Source organism: Bradyrhizobium sp. i1.15.2 (assembly GCF_040548425.1).
In the GTDB taxonomy this organism is placed as follows: domain Bacteria; phylum Pseudomonadota; class Alphaproteobacteria; order Rhizobiales; family Xanthobacteraceae; genus Bradyrhizobium; species Bradyrhizobium canariense.
Genome location: NZ_JBEPRQ010000008.1, coordinates 76,399 through 101,528 on the forward strand (window position 1 = coordinate 76,399; position 25,130 = coordinate 101,528).

A 25,130-nucleotide genomic window follows, 5' to 3' on the forward strand; every position below is an offset into this window, starting at 1 on the left:
CATGCCTTAGATGGATAAGGCGTTTCCCCGGCGCTTCTAGCATCGATTACTCCCAAAACAAAGACGGCGGCCGTGAAGCCGCCGTTAAGTTGCCTGGTCAAGCTCCCATGGGAGCCCTCAGGAGGAACGTTTGAGCACTACGCGCTCGATCTTGCCGACGACCACGAGATAGGCGAATGCGGCCACCAGCGCATTGGCGCCGACGAATATCAGCGCCCCGTTGAACGAACCGGTCGCGGCCAGGATGTAGCCGATCACGATCGGGGTGCTGATCGAGGAGAGGTTGCCGAAGGTGTTGAACAGGCCGCCCGAGACGCCGCCGGCTTCCTTCGGCGACGTGTCGGAGACGACAGCCCAGCCGAGCGCGCCGATGCCCTTGCCGAAGAAGGCGAGCGCCATGAAGCCGACCACCAGCGCCTGGCCGTCGACATAGTTGCAGGCGATGATCGACATCGACAGCAGCATGCCGCCGACGATCGGGATCTTGCGCGCCATCGTCAACGAGCCGGTCTTGCGCAGGATCGCGTCGGAGATGACGCCGCCAAGCACGCCGCCGATGAAGCCGCACAGCGCCGGCAGCGTCGCGACGAAGCCGGCTTGCAGGATCGACAGGCCGCGCTCCTTGACGAGGTAGACCGGGAACCAGGTCAGGAAGAAGTAGGTCAGCGTGTTGATGCAGTACTGGCCGAGATAGACGCCGAGCATCATACGGTTGGAAAGCAGCTGGCGGATGTGATCCCACCCGGAGCCGGCCTCGGGCGTGCGCTCTTGCTTCAGATCGTCTTTGGGCGCGTCGAGATCGACCAGCGCGCCGCCGTCCTTGATGTAATCGAATTCGGCCTCGTTGATGCCGGGGTGCTCTTTCGGCCCGTAGACGGTCTTGATCCAGACCAGGCCCATGACGATTCCGAGCGCGCCCATCACGAAGAACACGTAGCGCCAGCCGTAGTCGTGCGCGATCCAACCCATCAACGGCGCGAAGATCACGGTGGCGAAATACTGCCCGGAATTGAAGAACGCAGAGGCGGTGCCACGCTCGTTGCTCGGAAACCAGGCCGCGACGATGCGGGCGTTGGCGGGGAAAGACGGCGCTTCGGCGATGCCGACGAGGAAGCGCAAGCCGAACAGCACGGCGATCGCGGTGCCGGCGCTGAAGAATCCGACCCAGCCCTGCAGCGTCGTGAACAGCGACCAGACGATGATGCTGAAGGCATAGACGAGGCGGGAGCCGTAGCGGTCAAGCAGCCAGCCACCCGGCACCTGCGCGATCACATAGGACCATCCGAACGCCGAGAAGATGTAGCCCATCGCGACGGGATCGAGGTGCAGCTCCTTGGAGAGCGCGGGGCCCGCGATCGACAACGTGGCGCGATCGGCATAATTGACGGTCGTGACCAGGAACAACATGGTCACGATAAACAGTCTGACGCGAGACCTTCTCACGTCCGCTGCGGACATCACTGCGCTCATTTCGCGCCTCCTTAGAACTCGAACGTTTCCCCACTGCGACTCCTAGAGGTGCGCGCAGCGAAGTGTCCAAGTTCAAGGCAGTATCGATCGATGCCGTTTTTGGATGGATGGGAACGGCAGGGGGAGGAACGATTGTGAGAGAGTGCCGAGACGTGAGCCCCAATCTCGTCATTGCGAGCGCAGCGAAGCAATCCAGAATTCCACCGCGGAAAGACTCTGGATTGCTTCGCTGCGCTCGCAATGACGATGTGGAGAGAGCCCGCTTTTGCTACTACTGCTGCGCGCCCGGCAGTAGCGGCGCGAGCAGCCCGCGTGTCACGCCCGGCGGTGCCGCATCGAGTCCCAGCACGGCGCTTGCGGCCGGCAGCGCCGCGTCCGCCATCGCGGCGTGGCCTTCGGCGCTCGGATGCACGGCGCCGCCATAGACAGCGGAGAGCACGCCCCAGGTCGCGTCATGGATGTCGGTCGGCTGGCTTGCTGCCGGCAAGCCTTGCGGATAGGTCATCGCAGCGAAATAGCTGTCATTGGCGTCGCGGATCCACCGCGCGCGCGGCAGATAGGCGCGGAATTCCGAGGCGCCGCGGCCGCACAGCATCGGCTGGCCCGCCGCGCTCACGATGTCGGGATTGAAGCTCTGGCCGTTCTCGGCAAAGCAGGTGCGGTCGAATTCGGGATCGTTGCCCGAATGCGCGCAGAAGCCATGATCGGCGAACGCCGCCTGATGTGAATCCACGAAGGTCATGCGGTCGGCCTCGGGATCGCGGCACAGCGCGCCGCGGGTGCAGGTGGCGAGCCCCTTCAGTTGTGGCAGGAATTCGGTGTCGACGAAGGTCGAAACGCGGGCGAGGCGCTGCGGATCGGCGTTGAAGGACGGATGAATGTCGAAGCCGGCGCGGCCGCCGCGGCAGGGCACACCGCCATCGGCGAGCGCCGGATTGGCATAGGAGACGTAGACCACATGCGAGAGGTCGCCGCCGACCAGCGGCTTCAGCGCTTCGCGCAGCTTGACGAAATTCTGCGGCAGCTCGCGCGCCAGCGCATCGCGGGAATCATCGACGCTCGCCATCACCCCGGAGCGCCGGAATATCGCGCGCTCGGTTGCGGTCTCGACGATCACGTCGGCGACGAGGCCGGAGAAATAGACGTCGTTGGCGCCGACCGAGAGCAGCACGAGGTCGAGCGTGCGCTCGGGTTGGCGTTTCCGGGCCGCGGTCAGCGCCTCGCGCAGCTCGGCGACCTGCGCGTTCACGCTGATGTTGCAGACGCCGGTCTTGCCGGGCGGGCATTCGCGGGCGCGCTGCGAGCCGAGCAGCCCGTCGCTGATGCTGGCGCCGGTGCAGGCGAGCGGCAGAAAGGTCACGGCGACGTGGGTGTAGCGTACCGCGAGCGCCAGCGCGGTGCGGGCCTGGTAGCTGTAGAGCGATCGGTGGCAGGGCGAGTTGAACCAGAGCGCGCTGTAGCGCTGCCAGTTAGCAAGCGTATCGGGCGCTTCGCAGGCGCGGCCGCCCTTGAAGCCGGCCCGGCTCGGCCGGTAATACTGCGCGCCGGCGGTGCCGAGATAGGAGCGGAAGCAAAAACCTTCGTCCGACAGCGCCAGCGGCCGGTCCGGATTGCCTTCGCCCGAGGCGATGCTGTCTCCGAGGCCAGCGACGAAGATGTCGCGGACCTGGATCTCGGTCTGGACGCGCTGGGTCGGATCGGAGCCGGAGGAGACGTCGACGCTCGCGACCGTCTGCTTGCCGTAGCGTACCCGCAGATTGACCGGCTCGGCGCAGTCGAAGGTGGATTGTTGCGGCCCGTCGCCGTCGTCGAACGACCAGGCGCAGGTCGCGCCGACCGGCACCGCGCCGGCGAGGCGCACAGTGACGGGATGGTCGAGGGGGGTGAGGTAGTTTTCCTTCGTGTTGTCGCGGGTGCAGGGCTGGTTGACCCGGCCCTGGAGGTCGATGCAGAGCCGGTTGACCATGTTGCGGGCCCAGCCGCGGCCCTCGCTCTGGAGCTCCAGCGATTGCTCGGCGGCGAGGATGCTGCGGTTACGCGCGTTCTCGACATGAAGCAGGAAGTCGCGTTCCTCGCGGAACAGTCGGAAGCGGTTGCGCACCTCCCAGCTGATCTGCATGGCGCCGGCGTCCTGCGCGGCCGCCCGCTCCGGCGGCAAGGCGGTGAGGAGCCCGGCGAGCAGCAGGGCACCGGCGAGGAAACGGCGAAGGAATACAGGGATCATGGCCCGCGTTTTCAACGGCAAAGTTGAGGCGGAAATAAGAGAGCTGCTCTCCGCCTGCAACATTGGTCTGAAGGTTTTACCGGCCGCCGTCTAGCGGACTATCGACGGAGCATGATCTTTTCGGAGAGCCACTTCGCACTTTTCCGGATCATGCTCAGCGTTTGCTGGCCTGCCGCAGCGACCGCTCGCGCTCCATCGCTGCCACCTGCTTGGGCAGGTTGGCCTGCGCGCAGGCCTCCGCCAGCCGTCGACGCTCCTGCCAGGGCTCCACCACATTCATCCAGAGCTCGCGTGTGCCCATGATGGAGATGGCAAGACCGAACGGGATCACGAAATAGAGGATGCGGAAGACGAGGAGCGTGGCCAGAAGCTGCTCGCGGCCAAATTCGGGCAGCGCCACCAGCATGGCGGCGTCGAACACGCCGAGCGAGCCGGGGGCGTGGCTGGCGAAGCCGAGCAACGTCGCCAAAATGAACACCACGGAGAGCGACAGGAAATCGATCTGCGGAGTGGCCGGCACCAGAAGGTACATCGCCAGCGCGCAGAATCCGAGATCGACGACGCCGATCAGGATCTGCACCAGCGTCAGCGGCGCTGACGGCAGCACCACCTTCCAGCCCTTCTGGCCAAGCTCGCGGCGCTTCTCGCCCATGCACAGCCAGACCAGATAGGCGCCGATCGAGGCAAGGCCGCCGATCGCAATCAGCCGGTTGATCGACGACGGCAGCTGATCCATGTAGGAGGCGGCATCCGGATGGATGGCCATGCCGATCGAGAGCACGAAGATGTTACCGAGCCAGAAGGTCAGGCCCGACAGGAAGCAGATTTTGGCGACGTCGATCGCATTCAGCCCGTAATCCGAATAGATCCGGAAGCGGATCGCGCCGCCGGTGAAGACTGTGGCGCCGATATTGTGGCCGATCGAATAGGACGTGAAGCTGGAGAGCGCTGCGATGCGATAGGGCACGTGCTTCTTGCCGATCGTTCGCAGTGCAAAAAAGTCGTAGAAGGTCAGCGTACAGAACGCGAAGCATACGCAAATCGCCGCCAGCCCGATGTTTTCGCGGGGGATCTCGGTCAACGCGGTCAGGATGACCCCGGTGTCGATGCCCTTGAGGGTGCGCACCAGCGTGGTGATCGCGAACGCGATGATAAAGACGCTCGCCGCAACGCCGAGTCGCCGCCAGCCGATCCATCTCTTGAAGCCGCGCTTCAGCGCGGTCAGCAGTCCGTGCATTCATCCTCCCGGCGGGGGGCAAGACCGACCAGGCCAGACATTGGCCGGTCGGATGCGATCAGTGCCCGATGTGGGCTTGGATCGCTAGACATGATGTAGCTCATTTAAGGCAAAAACAGTGACTTGTGCAGCCCTTGACAAGGATAGGTTCTGTCTTGGACCAGCCACTTTGTCATACGCAGTTCACATCGGACGCGCGTTAAGCATATGAGTCGTAGGACCGGTCGCGTCCGTCCGTGACATGATTTCAGATCCTGCACGGCCGGCATTGTTCCAGCGCAAGGGATGCGGGCTTTTTTGGAACGACGATGCCGTGCGCTGGTTAGTGCCGCATCAGCAATCGAACATGGCGGAATAACCGGCTTCTCCTGAAAGCCGGTGCCTCCGTGTTCCCACAACCCGAGAGGATCGGACCGATGGGATTGTTCACAAAAGACATCAAAACCATGAACGACCTGTTCGTGCATCAGCTCCAGGACATCTATTACGCCGAGCAGCAGCTCACCAAGGCACTGCCGAAAATGGCGGATAAGGCGACCGATCCGCAGCTGAAGCAGGGCTTTTTGACGCACCTCGAAGAAACCAGGGAGCACGTCAAGCGGCTCGAGGAAGTGTTCAAGATGCACGGTGCGCAGGTGAAGGCGGTCGATTGCCCCGCGATCGACGGCATCATCGAGGAAGCCGACGAGACGGCCGGCGAAGTCGCCGACAAGGCGGTGCTCGACGCCGCGCTGATCAACGCGGCGCAGGCGGCGGAGCATTACGAGATCGTCCGCTACGGCAGCCTGATCGCCTGGGCCAAGCAACTCGGCCGCAACGACTGCGCCAGCATGCTCGCCAAGACGCTCGAGGAGGAGAAGGCCACCGACAAGAAGCTGACCACGATCGCCGAGAGCAAGGTGAATCTGCGCGCCGCAAGCTGAGGCCAGGCTTAGCCAGGATAGAGCGTCGCGCGGTCATCCGCGCGACGCTCGCACGTTACGCATCCATTACGCATGCATCATTCGATCGTTGTCGTAACATGACGGCGAGCGGGAAGTGTATCGTTCGCATGGGGCTGCAACCGAGATGGCAGCATGCGAGTAAGCACCGCCAGATACGAAGCCTTCGAAGCCGGCGCGCCGCATTCCGGCTCCCGCCTTGCGACGTCTCTCACCCTTGCCGCGATGAGCCTTGGTTATGGCGTGGTGCAGCTTGACGTCACCATCGTCAACACCGCGCTCGACGCCATGGGCAGGACGCTCGGCGGCGGCGTCGCCGAGCTGCAATGGGTGGTCAGCGCCTACACCATTGCGTTTGCCGCCTTCATCCTGACGGCCGGCGCACTCGGCGACCGCATCGGCGCCAAGCGCGTCTTCATGGCGGGCTTCGCAATCTTCACCGCGGCCTCGCTCGCCTGTGCGTTGTCGCCCAATGCGACCGTGCTGATTGGGGCGCGGCTGGTCCAGGGGCTGGCGGCGGCGATCCTGGTGCCGAATTCTCTTGCCCTGCTCAATCATGCCTATCCGGATGACCGCGAGCGCGGCCGCGCCGTCGCGATCTGGGCGGCCGGTGCGAGCCTCGCGCTCACCGCGGGCCCCTTCGTCGGCGGCGCGCTGATCACAGTGGTCGGCTGGCGCGCGATCTTTCTCGTCAACCTTCCGATCGGCCTCATCGGCCTTTGGCTGAGCTGGCGCTATGCGACCGAGACCACGCGCGCGCCCTCACGCGAGATCGATCTGCCCGGCCAGCTCGCGGCGATTGGTGCGCTGGGGGCGCTCGCCGGCGCGATCATCGAGGGGGGCGCGCTTGGCTGGCAGCATCCGGCTGTGCTCGCGGCGTTCGCTTCAGCCGCTCTCCTGGCGGTGCTGTTCGTCTGGCGCGAGAGCCGCGCGACGCAGCCGATGCTGCCCCTGTCCCTGTTCGATCACCGGCTGTTCAGCCTGACCGCACTCGTCGGCCTGCTCGTGAACGTCGCGATCTACGGGCTGATCTTCGTGCTCAGCCTGTACTTCCAGAGGATCAACGGCCTGTCGGCGTGGTGGACCGGTCTCGCCTTCGTGCCGATGATGGCGGTGGTGCTTCCAGTCAATCTGCTGGCGCCTCGTCTCGCCGAGCGTATCGGGGCGTGCCCGACCATCGTCGTCGGCGCCTGCGTCTCGGCGCTCGGTTGCGTCGGCCTGCTCTGGATCGAAGCCGGCACGAGCTATTGGGCGATTTTTGCACAGATGATCGCGATCAGCAGCGGACTTGGGCTGCTGGTGCCGCCGCTGACCTCGACCTTGTTGGGCAGCGTCGAGAAGGCGCGCTCCGGCATCGCGGCGGGCGTCCTGAACGCGACGCGGCAGACAGGCAGCGTGCTCGGCGTTGCGCTATTCGGTTCGCTAGTGGCCTCGGAAGGCGCGTTCATGACCGGCCTGCACGCATCGCTGGCGGTCTCGGCCACCGTCCTCGTGCTCGCTGCCGCCGTGATCGGGATCGGCGCGCGTTCGCGCGGGTGAACTGTGTGGAGGAATCAGCCGCGGCGCAGTGCGAAATGCGCGCCGCAGAACGCCATCGCGGCACCGAGGCCCAGCGCGGCAATCCCGGCCAGCACGCCCGAGACCGTCGGGACCGGGCTCGGCGCCGAGGCCACCTGGCCCGCACCCGCAAGCAGCAGCACGCCGACCGCGATCAGGAATTGCCGCATCCGTTGCGGGATCTGGCCCGAGACGGCGCTCTGCATCAATGTCGCCGTGAAATAACCGCCGGAGAAGCCGACGGAGGCGATCAGCCACCAGGCGATCGCCGCGCCCGCCGGTATGAACTCGTGCGTGTCCGAGTGCCAGAGGCCGCCGAGGTCGAGCCCGTAGCGGGCGCCCAGCATGTGCACGGCGAGCGCGAGCAGCACGCCGGAGATCACGGCGGCGCCGAGAATCAGGCGGCGCGGAAAAAAAATCGTCTCAGCCATGTCCCGCTTGTAGGATGGGGCAGGGCGCCCACGCAAGCGGATCGCAGATGGGATCGCCCGGATTGGATTGTTTGTGAAGATGCAGGATTCGGGAGCCGAGGCGGCTGCGGGCGCGAGCTACGCCTACAAGGCGTCGCTGATCGGCTCGGCGCATCGCTTCGAGCTGACGGAGGAGGGGCTGTCCTGGCACATCGGCGGCCGTTCGGGCCTGTGGCGTTATGACGAGATCAGTGCAATCCGGTTGTCGTTCCGCCCCGTCTCGATGCAGCAGCATCGCTTTCGCGCCGATGTCAGCCATGCCAGTGGCGGCCGCATCAGGATTCTGTCGACGAGCTGGCAGACCGCGGCCTTGATGGCGCCGCAGGACAATGGCTTTCGCAATTTCATCGTCGCGTTGCACGCGCGCATGGCGCAGGCCGGCAGCCAAGCCGAGTTGACCGCGGGCCTTGGCCGCAGGACCTACGCGACAATGCTGGCTTTTCTTGCGGCGCTTGCGGTGGCGATGACGGGGCTCCTGGTCCGGGCGCTTGCGATCAGCGAATTCGCCGGCGCGCTGTTCATCATCGGTTTTGCCGCGCTGTTCGCTTGGCAGATCGGCGGCTTCGTGCGGCGTAACCAGCCGCGGAGCTACAGCTTCGATCGCGTGCCGAGCGCTTTGCTGCCTAATGGCCGTGTTGCCTTGGGTGCAATGGGCCGCAACCAAACGTGACTTCGCGCCGTTGCCCCGGTGTCGCATCGTGCTGCCATGTCAACCATGGACCGCGGCATGCGTAGGCCTTCGGCGGATGAGATCTCCGAGATCAACCGCGCCCATCTGATCGATACGCCGCTGCAGCCGGCGGACCTCCTGTTTATGTTCGGCACCCGAGAGGACGTCACGCTGCGGGCCGATACGGCGGGGCGACTATGGCGCCAGGGCTATTTCCGCTGGTCGGTTGTCAGCGGCGGCGTGACGGCGGGCTCGGAGCAATCCGAGTGCACGATTATCAAGGCGGCGATGGTCGCGGCCGGCATTCCAGCTGACCGAATTCTCGAGGAACATCATGCCCAAAACACAGGCGAGAACGTGATCCTTTCGCTGCCGATCATTGACGCGGCGCTCGGGCTGCACAATGTCCGCACCGTGATCTGCCTCGGCAACACCTGGACCGCGCGGCGCTATCCAATGACGCTGCACCGGCACTGGCCGGAGGTCGAGAAAATGCTGCTCACGGTCGACAGCTTTGCGACGCCGCGCGCGCTCTGGCACACCGATCCCGAATTTCGTCGCCGCATGCTGCATGAATGCGACAAGATCGAGCCTTACAAGGCGAAGGGCTTCATCGCGGAATGGCCGGAGGCCTGAGCGGGGAACGGCATCAGATTATTGTTTGACGCGTTTTCTTGACGCGAACCGGTATCCACTTCGCTCGAAGACGCTTTAGCTACTCCGTCGAGTCGAAATCCTCTTCCTTGGTGCCGAGTAGCGATGCGATCGTGCGCAGGCCGGAATCGAGCTGCTCGAAGGACGGTGGGGCGAGCGCGAGCCGCACTGCGTTCGGTGCGTGGCCATGGGCGATCGCGAAGGTCGAGGACGGTGTCAGCGCGATGCCGCGCCGGGCTGCTGCGGCGACGAAGGTCTGCGAGCGCCAGTGTGCCGGCAGCGTGAGCCAGAGGTGATAGGAGCGGGGATCGGCGGAGAGCTGGTAGCCGGCGAGCAACCTTGCCGCGGTCTGCTGGCGGCGCGCAGCGTCGATGCGTTTCAGCCGCGTCAGCTCGGCGACGGTGCCGTCTGCCATCAGCCGCTGCCCGGATGCGAGCGCGTGACCGGAGGCGATCCAGCCGCCGGTGCGGACCGCGCTCATCACGCTCTCGCGCAATCGCGGCGGCGCGACCAGGATGCCGAGCGCGAGGCCCGGCGCGACCTTCTTGGACAGGCTGTCGATCACGATGCAGCGGTCGGGGTCGAGCGCGGCCAGCGGCGTGTCGTCGGCCAGAAAGCCGTAGACGGCATCCTCGATGATGGTGAGATCAAGCTTCTCGGCAACGCGCATGATGTCGGCGCGCCGCGTCGCGTTCATGGTGACGCCGAGCGGGTTCTGGATGATGGGCTGGAGATACAGCGCCGACAGATGTGCCTCGCGATGCGCCTTCTGGATGGCGTCGGGGCGTGCGCCAAATTCGTCGATCGGTATCGGGACCAGCGTCACGCCGAGCCGCGCGGCGATGCTCTTGACGTACGGATAGGTCAGCGCCTCGACGCCGCAGCGGCCGCCGGTGGGAACGAGGGCTGCGAGGGCGGCCGCGAGCGACTGCTTGCCGTTCGCAGTGAAGATGATCTGCTCGGCTTGCGGTGCAAAATCCTTGCGCGCGAGATAGGCGGCGGCCGCATTGCGCGCGCTCTTGGTGCCGGTGCTGGTGGAGACGCGCAGCGCGGATTCGAGCGCGTCAACGCGTTCGAGGCCCGCAAGGCTCTTGGCGATCATCGCCCATTGCTGCGGCAGCAGCGGATAATTGACCTCGAAATCGATCCGCGCGTCGCGCGGCTCGCTCAGCGCCTCGACCTCGCGCCTGATGTCGCCGGAGATGAAGGTGCCGCGGCCGACCTCGCCAACGACGAGGCCGCGGCGGAGCAACTCCGTATAAACCCGGCTCGCGGTCGAGACCGCGATGCCACGGTCATAGGCAAAATTGCGCTGCGGCGGCAGCCGGTCGCCCGGCCTTAACGTGCCGTTAGAGATATCGAGAGCAATGGCATCGGCAAGCTTCACGTATTCGAACTTGGACATTATTGCACCGAGAGCAATGTTTCACTTGCTCCGAGTAGTGTACTGGAGCATTTAAGTTCCATCAAGCTTCACGATTGAGCCGAGGAGAGCGAGAGCAATCCGACGGCAAATGAGGTGCAGGCGCTCGGGCGCTTGCGCCAACGGCATCCGCATCGCCGCGTGGACAACAGGCCGGAGAAGGACAATGACCACGATCTCGCAGACCGCCGGGCGGAGTTTACGCTCATCCTCGTCAGACGGATTTTTTCGCAAGCTCGCCCACGGCGCCTATGCGCTGTTCGACGCCCTGGAGCGCCGCTCCGCCGTCAAGACGCTGAACGACCTCGATGACCGCGCCTTGCGCGACATCGGTATCACGCGCAGCCAGATCGAGGATGCGGTCTACGGTCAGGCCAAAGCAGAGCTGACGCGGTTTCTGTAAGCGCTTCGCTCTTGTCCCGGACGCGCTGCGTCCGAGGCACCAGACTGAGTTTTCAGGTACATCTGCTTCGATATCGTCATTGCGAGCGCAGCGAAGCAATCCAGAAACCCACCGTGGAAAGACTCTGGATTGCTTCCGCCTTCGCTAAAGCTTCGGCGGACAAGTCGCTGCGCTCGCAATGAAGGCGTTGGTGGGTAGCACTGTCGTTCCTTTAACTCGTACTTTTATCGTAGACACAGCTTCGCATCCTCGCGGCTTGTTTCGCCCGAGCTTTGCTTCGTCGCCTCACCCTCTAACGAAAGAGGGCGCAGGGAAGACCGGGCGCCGGCTGGCACCCGCGGTCCACTGTGCGAAATTGCAGTAAGAAAATCTGCACAGTGGCATACAGGTGAAGCCTGAACATCCGGCCTTCCCTGCGCAGTGGCTTTACGGCTTATGTCGCGCTCTCCCCGGGGAGCGATGCACTATTGCCCCCGTCGCCTTGCGGATGGCTGATGCGGATGCCCGGTCGGGCAACCCACATCACCGCAACACTTGGCGCACAGACCCCGGGCGCCAGGACCACACGATTTCGCCGTACGCCGATCACACCGGTCGAGTGCGCGGCGCCTTCGCTCACGGTTGCCCGCCCTGCAAAGCCGTTTGCGCCGATGTGGCCAACGTCCACCGCCGTCCGGCCCGCGTTCGTGACGATCGCGATACGCCCCTCTTCCTTGGGCCGGAGTGAGGCGGAATATACGCAATTCCGAAATTCGGTAAAGTGGAATATTTTTCGTGGCGCGCGTTGACCGAGAGCTTGGGTGTTTTGCCGGACGGGCAATGCAAGGGCTAGTAGCCCGGATGAGCGAAGCGCTATCCGGGAATCGTGACACGAGCTGTCCCGGGTATCGCTTCGCTCACCCGGGCCACGAGCTTGTATATGGTTCAGGCGAAGGCGGCCTGGCCCCAAAAACCGCCGAGAGCTCGATCGCCTTCGGAGCGCTCGGGCTTTCGGCGAGGTCGTGTCGCTGCGCCGCGTTGGCGCCGATGCCGGACATCCCGGCGCGGCAAATGTGCAGCGACGTTGCCCGCGAACCTGGCGATACGTGCGGCAGCCTGTTTAACGACGAACTGCATCGTCGTGACGCGGCTGAGCACGCCGAGCAGGATCAGCACCGAAAAGATGTCGATATAGGCGAGGAAGTCGCCGACCAGCATCAATTCCGGCGGGATTGGGATCCCGTGGTAGTAAGCCAGTATGAGGATCACGACGGGGATGAAGGCGATCACCTTCCGCACCGTCAGCCTGTCCAGCAGTGCGGCCAGTTGCACGACCAGCACCTCCCATAAAGCATCGCCGATCGCGAGCGGGATCTCGTACGTCCATCTCCGCCACCATTGCTTCACGACATTGCTCCGAGCTCAGTGCCTCACCACCAACACAGAGCATTTTGCGTAGCGCACGACATGCCCGGCATTGGAGCCGAGGAAATAGGTGCGCATCGCCGGCCGGTGCGAGGTCATCACGATCAGCTCGGCCTTCATGTGCACGGCTTCCTCCAGGATCTCGTGATAGATGCCGCCCTGGCGCACCACGCTAGAGATGCGGGAAGGCTCGATGCCGGACTCGCGTGCGACGATGGCGAGGGCTTCTTCCGAGGTCTGGCGCTGCTGTTCGTCGAAATCGGCCGGCACGTATTCGGCCAGCATCACCGGCGTCATCGGCAGCACGTTGAGCAGGCGCACCACCCCGCTCCAGGTCTGCGACAGCGTTGCCGCGGTCGCGATCGCCGGCTTGGCCAGGTCGGTGTCGGCGAGGTCGATGGGCACGAGGATGGACTTGAACATCTGCGCCTCCAAATCTTTCAGTCAGGACGTCTTGCCGGCACGTCACGCGATCAACCCGATCGAAGCAGCGTTAACTTCGAAGCAGCTTTGGACTGACGAACAACACCAGCTTGCCGCGGCGGTAAGCCACGTCACCCCAATCCTTGACGTCAAAGTCGAAGATCGCAAGCCCCGACGTGGGCAGGTTGTCGGCGAGCGCCTTGGCGGCGGCCGGATCGCCGCCGCCCGTCAGCATCAGGGCGATCTCGTGCATGCCCGGATTGTGGCCGACCAGCAGCAATTGCCTCGGATCAGCCGGAATGGTTGCAGTGCGAATGGATTCCAGGATCTGGGCGGGATCGGCGGCGTAGAGTTCCGGCAGGACCTCGACCTGCGGCGCGGCGACGCGGTCCTTCATGGTCTCCCAAGCAATGTCCCAGGTCTGCCGGGCCCGGACAGCATGCGATACCAGTACGGCCTCGGGAAAGGGGGGATGGCAGGCCATCCAGTCGCCGATCTCGGCGGCATCCTTGTAGCCGCGGTCGTCGAGGCGGCGATCCTGGTCACGGCCGCTCGGCGCGTCGGTCTCGGTCTTGGCGTGACGCAGCAGCATCAAACGGCGCATGGCACTCTCGAATCGTTACGCGTCCAGAATAATCTACAGGTGCCGCTTGAGGGCAAGGTGACAAGGGCCTGCACAGTCCTCTAAAGCGCGATGAGATTAGGACAAATCCCCATCGCGCTTTAAATTTTTGTTATGAGCATGATCTTTTCGGAAAACCGCTGCACACTTTTCCGGATCATGCTCTAAGAAACGACATGAGCGAGACTTTCACAAGCGTGTCCCAGGAAGAAGCCGGCTTTCGTGAACGCGCGCGACTGTCGTTCGATCTCGACGCCGACATCTGCGTGATCGGGGCGGGGCTTGCAGGGCTCTCCATTGCGCTCGAGGCGGCCCGGCTGGGCGCCAGCGTCGCGGTGCTCGAGGGCCGCCACATCGGCTGGAACGCTTCCGGCAATCAACTCGGCACCGTGATGCCGGGCTTCGCGCTGCCGCTCGCCGAGCTGATCGAGCGCATCGGCTTCGAGGACGCGCGGGAATTGTGGACGCTGTCGAAAGAGGGCGCCGAGTTTGTCCGGGCCAACGCCACGGAAGAGAACATGCCCGGGATCGGCCCGACCGACGGCGTGCTCGAGGTCTCCAACGTCGATGCCGGCGACCGGCTGATCAGCCGCTTGCAGATGTTGAACGAGGATTTCGACACCGAGGCCGAGGGCTGGCAAGTCGATCGCGTCCGCGAGGTGCTCAAGACCGATCACTACTTCCATGGCGTGTATTATCCAAAGGCGTTCCAGGTCGACGGCCGCAAATATGTGCACGGCCTCGCGGCGCTGGCGCGGCGGGCGGGGGCGCGCATCTTCGAGGATACGCCGGTCGTCAGCATCGATCATTCCGGCATCCGCAAGCGCATCGTCACGCCCTCGGCGCGGCTGCGCGCCACCCATATCGTGCTCGCCGGCAACATCCATCTCGGTGCGCCGTTGCGGCGCCTGTCGGAAACGCTGCTGCCGGTCTGGCGCTATGCCGGCATCACCGCGCCGCTCGGCGAGCGCCTGCACGAGATCATCGCCTTCAAAGGACCGGTGATGGATTCCGACGGCGTCGACCATTTCCGGATCGTCGAGGGCGACCGCCTGATGTGGGAGAGCCCGGAGACCACCTGGGCGGCGCGACCGCAACGCTTTGCGGGCGCCGTCAGGCGGCGGATCCGGTCCATCTTTCCCCAACTCGGCAATGTCGAAATCACCGAAATGTTCGGCGGCGCCACCGGCCAGACCGTGCATGGCATGCCGCAGATCGGCCAGTTGCGCAAAGGCCTGTGGGTGGCCAGCGGGTTCGGCCGCCAGGGCATGAACACCTCGGCCATGGCCGGGCAGATGATCGCCCGCAGCATCCTGTGGGGCGACGAGCGCTGGAAGCTGTTCTCGCCGTTCGAGCTGGTCTGGGCGGGTGGAACGACGGGGCGCGTCGCCGGGCAACTGGTCGGAATCTGGGGCAGGGCGAGTTCCGCCGCCGCAGGCTCGCTTGCCCGCTATCGCGAGCGTGCCAGGGTCAAGGACCGGGAACGCGAGGCGCGGCTGGCCGAAGCCAACCGGGCCGCCGGGACCGGTCCGCGCCGTCCGCTGCCCGGGGTTCGGCCCCGGCCGGCCCCACCGCCGAAGCCGGTGGCGGAAGCCGTGGAACCGGTCCCGCAGGACGACGGCGCCTCGCGATAAGGTGAGAAAAACTCCGCCCGGAAGTGTAACGTCGGCCGTGAGAGCCCGTATCTCAGGGCGTAGACGCTCCCGCATGGAGAATGAGATGTTTGACCGCCGCATCCTGTTGACGACTGTCGCCGGCCTGTTCGGCCTTGCGGCCTTCCGCTGGCTCAGAGCATCGCCCGCGGAGGCTGGAGAGAAAGCCGCGCAGAAATTCGAGATCGACAAGACGGACGCCGAATGGCGTGCCCAGCTCACGCCGCAGCAATATGAGATCCTGCGCAAGGAAGGCACCGAGCGGCCGGGCTCCAGCCCGCTGCTCAAGGAGCATCGCAAGGGCATCTTCGCCTGCGCCGGCTGCGACCTGCCGCTGTTTGCGTCCGACACCAAATTCGAGAGCGGCACGGGATGGCCGAGCTTTTACCAGCCGATCGAGGGCAATGTCGGCAAGACCGAGGATCGCACATTTGGCATGCTCCGCACCGAGGTGCATTGCCGGCGCTGCGGCGGCCATCTCGGGCACGTCTTCGACGATGGTCCGAAGCCGACCGGATTGCGCTACTGCATCGACGGTTTCGGGCTGGTCTTCCATCCCGCGGCTGCGTCGGCGACGTAAGGCGTCGCTGGAGCATTCCGGAGCGATGCATGAGCATCGAATTATGGTGCGCAATTGCGCACCTGAGAATCTCGAGATTCCGGGTTCGGTCTTGTGGACCGCCCCGGAATGACAGGCAAGTACCGGCAATTGTTGCCGGTCCCGGCAATTGTGCCCCGGTCATCAGACTGGGGCTTTTTCGTTAAGCCATTGATTTCATGAGAAAACCCGCATTGGCATAGCCCTTGCGACAGTCTCCTTCGACTGCGGCCATGGTCGACCGGCCGCCGAGATCGGATCTGGAGACAAAGTTATGGGTATCTTCGATGCAATGAACACCTCGGTGGGTGGCCTGCAGGCGCAGTCCTACGCGTTGCAGAACATTTCCGGCAACATCGCGAACTCATCGACCACCGGCTACAAGGGCATCGGCACCAGCTTCGTCGATCTCATTCCGGACGCCTCAGTGCCGAGCAAGCAGGTCGCCGGCGGCGTGACCGCCAACGCCAAGGCCACCATCACCACGCAGGGTACGATCTCGGGCTCCAGCGTCGCCACCAACATGGCGATCACCGGCGACGGCTTCTTCTCGATCCAGAAGGCGACCGGCGTCGTCGACAACGTTCCGGTGTTCAGCGGCGTCACCTATTACACCCGCCGCGGCGACTTCCAGCTCAATGCCAACGGCAACCTGGTCAATGGCGCCGGCTATTATCTGATGGGCACCACGGTCGACCCCAAGACGGGCAACCCGACCGGCAACGTCGCGACCGTCCTGAAATTCCAGAACAACTTCATCCCGGCGCAGGCGACGACCTCGATCCAGTACGCGGCGAACCTGCCGAGCGTGCCGAACACGGCGGCAAGCTCCACCGCAGCGAGCAAGACGCTGCTGGCAGCCGGCGGCCTGAACCCGTCGGATTTCGCCGCCAACCCGCTGATCGTCGGCACGCCGCCCCCGCCTTATGTGAACGCGACGGTCTCCGGCGGCGCCGCTACCGGCAATCTGCGCTCGGCCTACACGTCGACGACGGTGACTGGCTCGGTGGCGCTGCTGAACAGCGCCTCGGCAGTAGCGAACAGCGGCACGTCCCTCGACCCCACTGCTGTCCCGCATCTCGCTGCCTCGCTGGCTGGCCAGACGCTGTCCATCAACAATGGCGGTGGCGTCTATACGATCAGCTTCGACAACACCATTACGGGCATCACCACGACCGCCACCGGCACCGTGATCGGCGTGAAAAACGGCACCACGAACACCGTCAACGATATCCTGACTGCGATCGCAACAGCCGGAGGCGCCGGCAACGGCGTCACCGCGCTGGTCAACACGAGCGGTAACATCCAGATCTCTGGCGGCGTTAATGTCGATCTCGCGATCAGCGGTAACGCGGCCACCACGCTCGGCCTCAGCAACGTGACGCGCGGGGGCAACGTGTTGTCCTCGCCTCCGATCACCGGCAACACGCTGCTCAGTGGCGCTGCCACGGCCGGCAGTTCGGAAGTTCTTTCATCGGGCTTCTCTGCGGGCCCCCCCGCCGATACCATCACCGTGAACGGTCAGGTGCTGACTTTCGTCTCCGCGGCCGGTCCAATTGCCAACCCGAATCAGATCAGCGTCACTGACGACGTCTCGGTCTTGCTTCAGAAGATCGACTTTCTCAGCGGCACCTCGGGCTCATCGATCACTAACGGTGTGATCACGCTGAATACCGGTATCGCCAGCCCCGCCCTGCAGGTGTCCAGCAGCAACACCAGTGCCTTCGCCGCGCTTGGATTCACGTCGGCCATCAACAAGCCCCGCGGCGGCGGCGGCACCGCTGGCACCGGCACCGTGATCGGCAACGACATCGCCACCTTCACCAAGGAATCGATCAGCGGCGGTGCAGTCACCGCCTACAACGCCGCGGGCACGCCGGTGAACCTGCAAATGCGCTGGGCCAAGACCGACAGCGCCTCGCTGGGCAACGGGCATACCGATAGCTGGAACCTGTTCTACCAGACCGATCCGAGTGCGACCGGCACGGCGGTCGGCTGGGCCAACACCGGACAGACGTTCACCTTCGCGGCCGACGGCTCGCTGGCCTCGCCCAGCGGCTCGGGCATCACCATCAACAATGTCAGCGTCGGCGGTCAGTCGCTCGGTGCGCTCTCCTTCAACATCTCCTCGGGCGGGCTGACGCAATATGCCAGCACCAGCGGCGCGGTGACCATCAACACCATCACCCAGAACGGCTATGCCGCGGGCCAGCTCCGCTCGGTCTCGGTCAACAACAGCGGTCTCGTGGTCGGCACCTTCTCGAACGGCCAGAACCTCGACCTCGCCCAAGTGACGTTGTCGCACTTCAACGGCACCAACTACCTCAAGGCGCTCGACGGCGGTGCTTACGCTTCGACTGAGCAGTCGGGACCCGCGATCGACGGCGCTTCGGGCTCGATCAGCGGCTCGTCGCTGGAAGGCTCGAACACCGACATCGCCGACGAGTTCACCAAGCTGATCGTGACCCAGCAGGCCTACTCGGCCAACACCAAAGTGATCACGACGGCGAATTCGATGGTGCAGGACCTCTTGAACGTGTTGCGCTGATCCGCGCGTGACGTAACCAAAGGCGGCAAGTCAACATGGGTTTGAGTTCAGCCCTCGCCAGTGCGATGAGCGGTCTGCGTGCCAACCAGGCCGCGCTCTCGATCGTGTCCTCGAACGTCGCGAATTCGCAGACGCCGGGTTACATCGTCCAGACGCCGAACCAGATCGAGGTCACCACCGGCGACTTCGGCTCAACGGTGATGACGACCGGCGTCAGCCGCGAGCTCGACACCTATGTGCAGAACCAGCTGCGCACCGAGACCGGTGGCAGCGGCTATGCCGACCAGATGGCCAACATCCTGAAGCAGCTTCAGAATGTCTACGGCACGCCAGGCAATAGCGGCACGCTTGAAACAGCCCTGAACAATTTCACCACTTCGCTGCAGGCGCTGTCGACCAACGCGGGCTCGTCGTCGGCGCAGACGGTTGCGCTTGGCGCCGCGCAGGGGCTGGCCCAACAGCTCAACCTGACCACCAGGGGCATCCAGTCGCTGCGTGCCAACGTCGAGCAGGATCTCGGGACCTCGGGGCAGCAAGCCAACGCGGCGATGCAGAAGATCGCCGACATCAACACCAAGCTCCAGGGCCTCTCGGCGAACGATCCGTCCGCGGCGACACTGATGGACCAGCGCGATCAGGCCATCAACACGCTGTCGAAATTTGTCGACGTCCGCGTCACCACCGACGGCTCCAACCAGGCTAACATCTACACCACCACCGGCTTCCAGCTGGTCGGCGCCGGGCTCGCCTCGCAATTCTCCTTTGCCTCCGCCGGCGCGCTGACGGCGACCTCGCTCTACAACAGCGATCCGAGCAAGTCCGGCGTCGGCGCATTTAACCTCAAGCTGCCGAACGGCTCGCAGATCGACGCCGTCGCCAACAACGTGGTCTCGTCCGGCCAGATCGCCGCCGATCTCAAGCTGCGCGACCAGACGCTGGTGCAGGCGCAGACCCAGATCGACCAGCTCGCCGCCACGATGTCGAGCGCGCTGTCCGACAAGACCACGGCCGGCAGCACTGTCTCCGGCCCGCCGGCCGGGTTCGACCTCGACCTTTCCGGCGCGCAACCGGGCAACACGGTCAACATCACCTACACGGACACGGTGACCAACACCCAGCGCCAGGTCACGCTCGTCAACGTGACCGATCCGGCGGCGCTGCCGCTTCCGAACGCCACCAACGCCAACCCGTTTCAGATCGGCGTGAATTTCTCCGGCGGCATAAGTGGGATCGCGGCGACGCTCAACACCGCGCTCTCAGGCGCGCATCTGTCCTTCTCCGCGGCCCCATCGCCGGCGACCGCGACGACGCTGCGCGTCACAGATGACAACAGCGGCGTCGCCAAGGTCAATTCGGCCTCGACCACCAGGACGATTTCGTCGCTGACCTCGGGCAGTCCGCAACTGCCGCTGTTCACCGACGGCGGCCAGGCGCTCTACACCGGCGCGATCACGGCGTCGGGCTCGCAGATGACCGGCCTCGCCGGACGCATCGCGGTGAACACGCAGCTCGCCGCCGATCCGACCAGGCTCTCGGTCTACAGCACCTCGCCGGTGACACCCACCGGCGACACCAAGCGCTCGGACTATCTCTATTCGCAGCTCACCTCGGCGGTGTTCTCCTATTCGCCGCAATCCGGTCTGGGCTCGGCGAGCCAGCCCTTCACCGGCAGCGTCTCGAACTACCTGCAGCAGTTCCTGAGTGTCCAGGGCAACGCCGCGACCCAGGCAACCGCGCTCCAGCAGGGCCAGAGCGTCGTGGTCTCGACGCTCCAGGCGAAATTCAACTCGACCTCCAGCGTCAACCTGGACTCGGAGATGTCGAACCTGATCCAGCTTCAGAACGCCTATGCCGCCAACGCCCATGTCATGTCGGTGGTGCAGGGCATGATGAACACGCTGCTCCAGGCTCAAGTGTAACAAGTAACAGGGCTCTGAAACATGTCGATCAGCAGCATCAATTACTCCTCGTCGGTTCTCGGCTCGCAGATCCGCAATATCAACCAGCAGCTCACCGACCTGTCGACGCAGCTCTCGACCGGGAAGCTGTCGCAGAACTATTCCGGGATGGGCACCAACGAGGGCTTTGCGATCGCCGGGCGCGCGCAGATCTCCAACATCGCCGCCTATACCGACACGATGACCAACGTCAACGTCAGCATCAACCTCGCCAATACGGCTTTGCAGTCGCTGACCACGATTCGCAACACGGTGCAGACGGGCTCGGCCAACACCGCGCAGGATCTCAACGTCAACGGCCAGACGGTTGCGCAGAACACTGCGGCTGCGCAATTCGGCTCGATGGTCGGCGTTCTCAACACGCAGTCGGGCAACCGCTATCTGTTCTCCGGAACCGCCTTCAACACGCCGTCGGTCGCGAATGCCGGCGACATCATCAACGGCACCACGACGCAGGCGGGCTTCAAGACCGTCATGGCAGAGCGCCAGGCCGCTGACCTCGGCGCCAACGGCATGGGCCGGCTGGTGCTGGCGGCGCCACAACCGACGCCGAGCTCGGTGAAGGTCTCTGAGGACGCCGCCGTATCGCCATTCGGCCTGAAGATCGCCGCAGTCTCCTCGACGCTGACCGGCGCGACGGTCACCGGCCCGAGCGGCTCGCCGGTGTCGTTCTCGGTCGACCTCAACGGCGTCAATCCGAAGAACGGCGACAAGCTTAGCGTCCAGTTCACGCTGCCCGATGGTTCCACCGAGCAGATCGAGCTGACGGCGTCCAGCGCGACACCGACGCCCGTCGGCAGCTTTGCGATCGACCCCGGTAACCCCAAAGTCGTTCCGGTCGTTCCTCCGGACCCGAACATTACGGCGACGAACCTCAACACCGCGCTGAACACCGCGATCAAGAAGCTTGCCGGCACCTCGCTGGTGGCGGCGTCCGCTGTCACGGCGGGCGACAATTTCTTCAACACGGCGGGATCCGCCACCGCGAATGTGGCGGCCACCGGCAATCTGCGCTCCTATACCTCGACGACCGGGACGGGCTCGGTCGCGTTGCAGGACAGCGCATTGGCGATTGCGTCTACGACCACGTCGCTCGATCCTTCGGCGACACCCCATCTCAACGGAGCCATTCTCACCGCGCTCGCCAACGCTCCGACCGGTACCACCCTGACCATCACCGGCGCGAGCGGCGCCCACACGATCACCTTCGACCCTACCGTCACCACCGTCACGACGGCCAGCGGCAATACCACGATCGGATTGGCTTCGGGCAGCGCCGCGAAGGTGTCTGATATCTTGAATGCAATCGCGACGGCCGCCGGCATCCCCGCCGCCAACGTGACTCTGAGCGCCGGCGGCAATATCCAGATCGCGACCGGCACGGGCGCCGACGTGGCGGTTACCGGCGGCGCGGCGGCCACGGCGCTCGGTCTCAGCAGCGTGACGCGCGGCAGCGTGGCGTCGACGCCTCAGATCACCGGTTCAACTGTGCTGAGCGGCACTGCGACCGCGGGCGGCCCGGAAGTCCTCTCAACGGCGTTCCAGGCGGGGTCGGCGGGTCCGCCTGCCGTTAACCCCGATACGATCACGGTGAACGGTCAGACACTGACCTTTGTCGCCTCGGGCGCCGCCGGCCCAAACCAGATCAACATTACCGACAACATCACAACTCTGCTTGGCAAGATCGATCAGATCACCGGCACCACGAAGCCGTCGACCATCCATGGCGGCGTGATCACGATCAACACGGACGATCCCGGGAGCCTCAACATCACGAGCTCGAACAGCACGGCGTTCTCGGCGCTCGGCTTCACGACCTCCCCGGTCACGGCGGCAAAGGCTCCGCTGCGCGTCGGCTCTTCCCCCCTCGGCTCGGCGACGACGCTGGTGAACGGCTCGGCCACCACCGTGCAATGGTACCTGGGCAATGACGGCCCCGGCTCGCCGCGCTCCACCGCAATGGCCCGGGTCGACGATTCCGTCACGGTGCAGTATGGCGCGCAGGCGAACGAGGACGCGATCCGCAAGGAGCTGCAGGCGGTCGCCGTGTTCGGGACGTTCTCGACCTCGCCGACCGGGCAGTATTCAGGCGGGCAGGTCGCCGCGCTGAGCGTGCGGGTGACGCAGGCCCTGACCAAGCAGCCCGGCCAGCAGAGCATCGAGGACATCCAGACCGACCTCGCGATGGCCCAAAACACGATGAAGGACGCAGGCACGCGCCAGACCCAGGCCAAGGCGCAGCTCCAGACCATCATCGACCAGGCGGAATCGGCCTCGCCGGACCAGGTCGCGAGCGAGATCCTGTCGCTCCAGAACGCGCTGCAGGCGTCCTACCAGGTGACCTCGAACCTCTCGCAGCTCTCGCTCGTCAAGTTCCTGTAAGGATGCGTTAAGGCCCCGTTAACCATGCCTCTTTACCTCTTGGTGAGGATTGGAGCGAGGCGGAGCCGTCAATGTCGGACAAGATGCAGCTGGTGGTGGCGACGCCCTGTTTCGGCGGGCAGGTGTCGAGCATCTACGCGAGCTCGATCTTCGCGCTCCAGCGCGCCGTGCATGGCGTGCCCAATCTCGAGCTCACGGTGCTGCTGCGCGATGGAGACGCGCTGATCACGCGCGCGCGGGCCAATCTGGCCGCGATGTTCCTGGACGATCCCAAGGCGACGCATTTCCTGTTCATCGATGCAGATATCGGGTTCAAGCCCGAGCAGGTGTTCCGGCTGATCGAGTGCGGCGCGGACGTCGTCGCGGGCTGCTATCCGATCAAGCGGGTCAACTGGGACAAGGCGAAGCGGGCATTCGAGGCCGGCCGCACCGACGTGCCGGCCGCCTCGCTCGACTACGTGCTCGAAATCGAAGACCCCGACCGCATTGTCGTGGTCAACGGCTTTACGCCCGTGCGCTACGCCGGCACCGGCTTCCTGATGATCCGGCGCCACGTGCTGGAAACGATGTGCCGCCATCCGGACTATGCGGCCCTGCAATTCTTCCGCGAGCATTCGCACGATACCCTGGCGGGGAGCCAGAACCGGTTTGCCTTGTTCGAATGCACGATCGATGCGGCGACCGGCACCTATCTGTCCGAGGACTTCGCCTTCTGCAAGCGCTGGAAGGACATCGGCGGCGAGATTTGGGCCGATATCGAGAGCTCGCTCGATCACGTCGGACCGTCGGTGTTCCACGGCGACATCACCTCGCAATTCGCAGCGGCGCCCGCGGCGGCGGCCGATGCGGCGTGAGCCTTTCGGGATGAGCGCCGGCGCATCCCGTCTGTCAGCCAGCGAGCGCGCGTCCGACGGCGGCTCGCGCTATCGCCTGCGCGACCTCTTCACACCGCTGGATACGCTGCTCGCCTCCGGCGGAGATCCGCGGCTGGCGCTCGATCCGAACGACCGTGTCAACGCCTATGGTTGCGCGGCTTCGCCGGAGCCGGAGCTCTGGAATTTTGCTTCCTCGACTGCGTCGACGATCTCGCAGATGGCCTACGACTGCGCTGCGCTGGCGCGCGAAGAGCTGATGCACAAATGTTTGTTCGACGAGGTCGAAATCGCCTTCGACGCCCGCTGCGAGGACATGCGCGAGGAGCTACGCGGCCACCTTGCGCTCTCGTCGCGCATCGACGTCGTGTTCTCGCCGTCCGGCACGGACTCCCAGCTTCACGCCCTGTTCGTGGCCCGCGCGGTGCTCGGCGGGGCGCCGGTGACGATCGTGGTCGGCGCCGACCAGACCGGCAGCGGAACGCCGCATACTGCACGCGGCCACCATTTCAGCACGATGACAGCAGGCGGCATTGTCGTGCGCAAGGACGGCGCGGTGACGGGGCTGGCCGGCGATAGCATTGCGGTGCCGCTGATCGACATGGTGGCCGGCATTGCGATGCGTACCGATGCCGATGCCGCGGTGCTGCGCGCGGTCGAGACCAGCCTCGCGCAAGGCCGCCGCGTTTTGTTGCAGATCATGGATTCGTCAAAACTCGGTTGGCGCGCCCCAAGCGAGGCCTGTCTCGATGAGATCGCGCGGCGCTGGCCGCGCAAGGTTCAAATGGTCGTCGATGCCTGTCAGGCGCGCATCGGCCGCCGGCGGCTGCGCGCCTATCTCGACCGCGGTTACATGGTGCTGATCACCGGCTCGAAATTCTTCGGCGGACCTGCCTTCAGCGGTGCGCTGCTGCTGCCGAAAGGCCTGTCGCGGTCGATCGACCGGATTGGCGGGATCGCGCCTGGCATCTTCGACTATGCCGGCCGCTGCGACTGGCCGGTGGCGTGGACGACGCTACGCTCGCGCTTCGAGCGCCGGCCGAATTTCGGTCAATGGCTGCGCTGGGAGGCCGCGTTGGCCGAGATCGGCAGCTACTACGCCGTGCCCGGGGCTTTCCGCGCCAGAATGCTGGCCGAGCTTGCAGTCGGCATCGACAGCATGATCGCGTTGTCGCCGTCGCTTCGTGCCGTTCCCGCTGCGATCGAGAAGTCCGTCGCGGACGACGAAGAATTCGCGCAAGCCACGATCTTTCCGTTCACGCTGCTGCGCGGCGGCAAGCCGGTCTCGATCGCCGAGACCAGCGCCGTGCATCGGGCGCTGGCGCGCGACATGGCCGAGGAGATCAGCGGCAGCGCGGCGGATCGGCAAGTAGCCGCCCAGCGCTGTCTCGTCGGCCAGCCGGTCCGACTGGAGCGGCAGGACGGCGCGCCGCAGGCCGTGTTGCGCCTCTGCGTCGGCGCACGATTGGTGACCGAGGCATGGACGCCGGATACGATGCAGGCGCAACGCAATCTGCAACACGTTCTCGATCGCATCGCCCATGTGCTGGTGAAGATCGAGTTATTGCTTGACCGTGGCGCGGTCGTGGCCGCGCCGGCAAAGTCCGCGTTCGAGGTGTGAG

20 protein-coding genes are annotated in these 25,130 nt (G+C 64.9%); 12 read left to right on the forward strand and 8 right to left on the reverse strand.

Annotated elements, in window-relative coordinates:
* Positions 1-117: 117 nt before the first annotated feature.
* The 3 genes from ABIB80_RS16905 to ABIB80_RS16915 form a co-directional block, all read right to left on the reverse strand.
* Positions 118-1,470: an MFS transporter gene (locus ABIB80_RS16905; RefSeq protein WP_354128021.1), complete on the reverse strand. Its 1,353-nt coding sequence runs from the start codon at positions 1,468-1,470 to the stop codon at positions 118-120.
* Positions 1,471-1,741: 271 nt separating this feature from the next.
* Positions 1,742-3,694, reverse strand: coding sequence for an SGNH/GDSL hydrolase family protein (locus ABIB80_RS16910; RefSeq protein ID WP_354128022.1), 1,953 nt, complete (start codon positions 3,692-3,694; stop codon positions 1,742-1,744).
* A gap of 154 nt (positions 3,695-3,848) precedes the next feature.
* On the reverse strand, positions 3,849-4,931 hold the full coding sequence (locus ABIB80_RS16915) for a lysylphosphatidylglycerol synthase transmembrane domain-containing protein (protein WP_219682805.1): 1,083 nt from the start codon (positions 4,929-4,931) through the stop codon (positions 3,849-3,851).
* Between the two features lie 416 nt (positions 4,932-5,347).
* On the opposite strand from ABIB80_RS16915, the gene ABIB80_RS16920 reads away from it, so the two are divergent.
* Together ABIB80_RS16920 and ABIB80_RS16925 are read left to right on the forward strand one after the other, a co-directional pair.
* On the forward strand, positions 5,348-5,854 hold the full coding sequence (locus ABIB80_RS16920) for a YciE/YciF ferroxidase family protein (RefSeq protein WP_007602065.1): 507 nt from the start codon (positions 5,348-5,350) through the stop codon (positions 5,852-5,854).
* A 153-nt stretch (positions 5,855-6,007) separates the two neighbouring features.
* A complete protein-coding gene (locus ABIB80_RS16925; protein ID WP_007602067.1) occupies positions 6,008-7,411 on the forward strand; it encodes an MFS transporter in 1,404 nt (467 codons plus the stop codon).
* Between the two features lie 14 nt (positions 7,412-7,425).
* Here the strand turns inward: ABIB80_RS16925 and ABIB80_RS16930 are convergent, their stop codons facing one another.
* Positions 7,426-7,860, reverse strand: a complete 435-nt coding sequence (locus tag ABIB80_RS16930; RefSeq protein WP_007602071.1) for a hypothetical protein — start codon at positions 7,858-7,860, stop codon at positions 7,426-7,428.
* Between the two features lie 79 nt (positions 7,861-7,939).
* Here ABIB80_RS16930 and ABIB80_RS16935 point away from each other — a divergent pair, with 79 nt between their 5' ends.
* On the forward strand, positions 7,940-8,569 hold the full coding sequence (locus tag ABIB80_RS16935) for a hypothetical protein (protein WP_354128023.1): 630 nt from the start codon (positions 7,940-7,942) through the stop codon (positions 8,567-8,569).
* A gap of 57 nt (positions 8,570-8,626) precedes the next feature.
* Complete coding sequence (locus tag ABIB80_RS16940; RefSeq protein ID WP_354128024.1) at positions 8,627-9,205, forward strand: YdcF family protein; 579 nt, start codon at positions 8,627-8,629, stop codon at positions 9,203-9,205.
* 79 nt (positions 9,206-9,284) lie between these two features.
* On the opposite strand, the gene ABIB80_RS16945 is transcribed toward ABIB80_RS16940, so the two are convergent.
* A complete protein-coding gene (locus ABIB80_RS16945) occupies positions 9,285-10,628 on the reverse strand; it encodes an aminotransferase-like domain-containing protein (RefSeq protein WP_354128025.1) in 1,344 nt (447 codons plus the stop codon).
* 184 nt (positions 10,629-10,812) lie between these two features.
* On the opposite strand from ABIB80_RS16945, the gene ABIB80_RS16950 reads away from it, so the two are divergent.
* The gene (locus tag ABIB80_RS16950) at positions 10,813-11,049 is read left to right on the forward strand and encodes a DUF1127 domain-containing protein (RefSeq protein WP_007602084.1); all 237 of its coding nucleotides are present in this window, start codon (positions 10,813-10,815) and stop codon (positions 11,047-11,049) included.
* 924 nt (positions 11,050-11,973) lie between these two features.
* Here ABIB80_RS16950 and ABIB80_RS16955 read toward each other — a convergent pair.
* The 3 genes from ABIB80_RS16955 to ABIB80_RS16965 all read right to left on the reverse strand — a co-directional run bounded on the left by ABIB80_RS16955 (position 11,974) and on the right by ABIB80_RS16965 (position 13,480).
* Positions 11,974-12,435 carry a hypothetical protein gene (locus tag ABIB80_RS16955; RefSeq protein WP_354128026.1) on the reverse strand — a complete coding sequence of 154 codons (462 nt, stop codon included), beginning with the start codon at positions 12,433-12,435 and terminating at the stop codon, positions 11,974-11,976.
* A 15-nt stretch (positions 12,436-12,450) separates the two neighbouring features.
* Positions 12,451-12,876 (reverse strand): universal stress protein, encoded by a 426-nt coding sequence (locus ABIB80_RS16960; RefSeq protein ID WP_007602088.1) that lies wholly within the window; start codon positions 12,874-12,876, stop codon positions 12,451-12,453.
* A 70-nt stretch (positions 12,877-12,946) separates the two neighbouring features.
* A complete protein-coding gene (locus ABIB80_RS16965; protein WP_354128027.1) occupies positions 12,947-13,480 on the reverse strand; it encodes a SixA phosphatase family protein in 534 nt (177 codons plus the stop codon).
* A 194-nt stretch (positions 13,481-13,674) separates the two neighbouring features.
* On the opposite strand from ABIB80_RS16965, the gene ABIB80_RS16970 reads away from it, so the two are divergent.
* From ABIB80_RS16970 to ABIB80_RS17000, 7 genes are all read left to right on the forward strand, one after another.
* On the forward strand, positions 13,675-15,132 hold the full coding sequence (locus ABIB80_RS16970) for an NAD(P)/FAD-dependent oxidoreductase (RefSeq protein WP_354128028.1): 1,458 nt from the start codon (positions 13,675-13,677) through the stop codon (positions 15,130-15,132).
* Between the two features lie 85 nt (positions 15,133-15,217).
* Positions 15,218-15,730, forward strand: a complete 513-nt coding sequence (gene msrB / locus ABIB80_RS16975; RefSeq protein ID WP_007602094.1) for a peptide-methionine (R)-S-oxide reductase MsrB — start codon at positions 15,218-15,220, stop codon at positions 15,728-15,730.
* A 292-nt stretch (positions 15,731-16,022) separates the two neighbouring features.
* On the forward strand, positions 16,023-18,296 hold the full coding sequence (locus tag ABIB80_RS16980) for a flagellar hook-basal body complex protein (protein WP_354128029.1): 2,274 nt from the start codon (positions 16,023-16,025) through the stop codon (positions 18,294-18,296).
* A 35-nt stretch (positions 18,297-18,331) separates the two neighbouring features.
* Positions 18,332-20,215, forward strand: coding sequence for a flagellar hook-associated protein FlgK (gene flgK, locus ABIB80_RS16985; protein ID WP_354128030.1), 1,884 nt, complete (start codon positions 18,332-18,334; stop codon positions 20,213-20,215).
* A gap of 21 nt (positions 20,216-20,236) precedes the next feature.
* The gene (locus ABIB80_RS16990) at positions 20,237-22,636 is read left to right on the forward strand and encodes a flagellar hook associated protein (RefSeq protein ID WP_354128031.1); all 2,400 of its coding nucleotides are present in this window, start codon (positions 20,237-20,239) and stop codon (positions 22,634-22,636) included.
* A 71-nt stretch (positions 22,637-22,707) separates the two neighbouring features.
* A complete protein-coding gene (locus ABIB80_RS16995) occupies positions 22,708-23,490 on the forward strand; it encodes a hypothetical protein (protein ID WP_354128032.1) in 783 nt (260 codons plus the stop codon).
* On the forward strand, positions 23,480-25,129 hold the full coding sequence (locus tag ABIB80_RS17000) for a hypothetical protein (protein WP_354128033.1): 1,650 nt from the start codon (positions 23,480-23,482) through the stop codon (positions 25,127-25,129). The genes ABIB80_RS16995 and ABIB80_RS17000 overlap by 11 nt, the downstream gene beginning before the upstream one ends.
* Position 25,130: the final 1 nt, after the last annotated feature.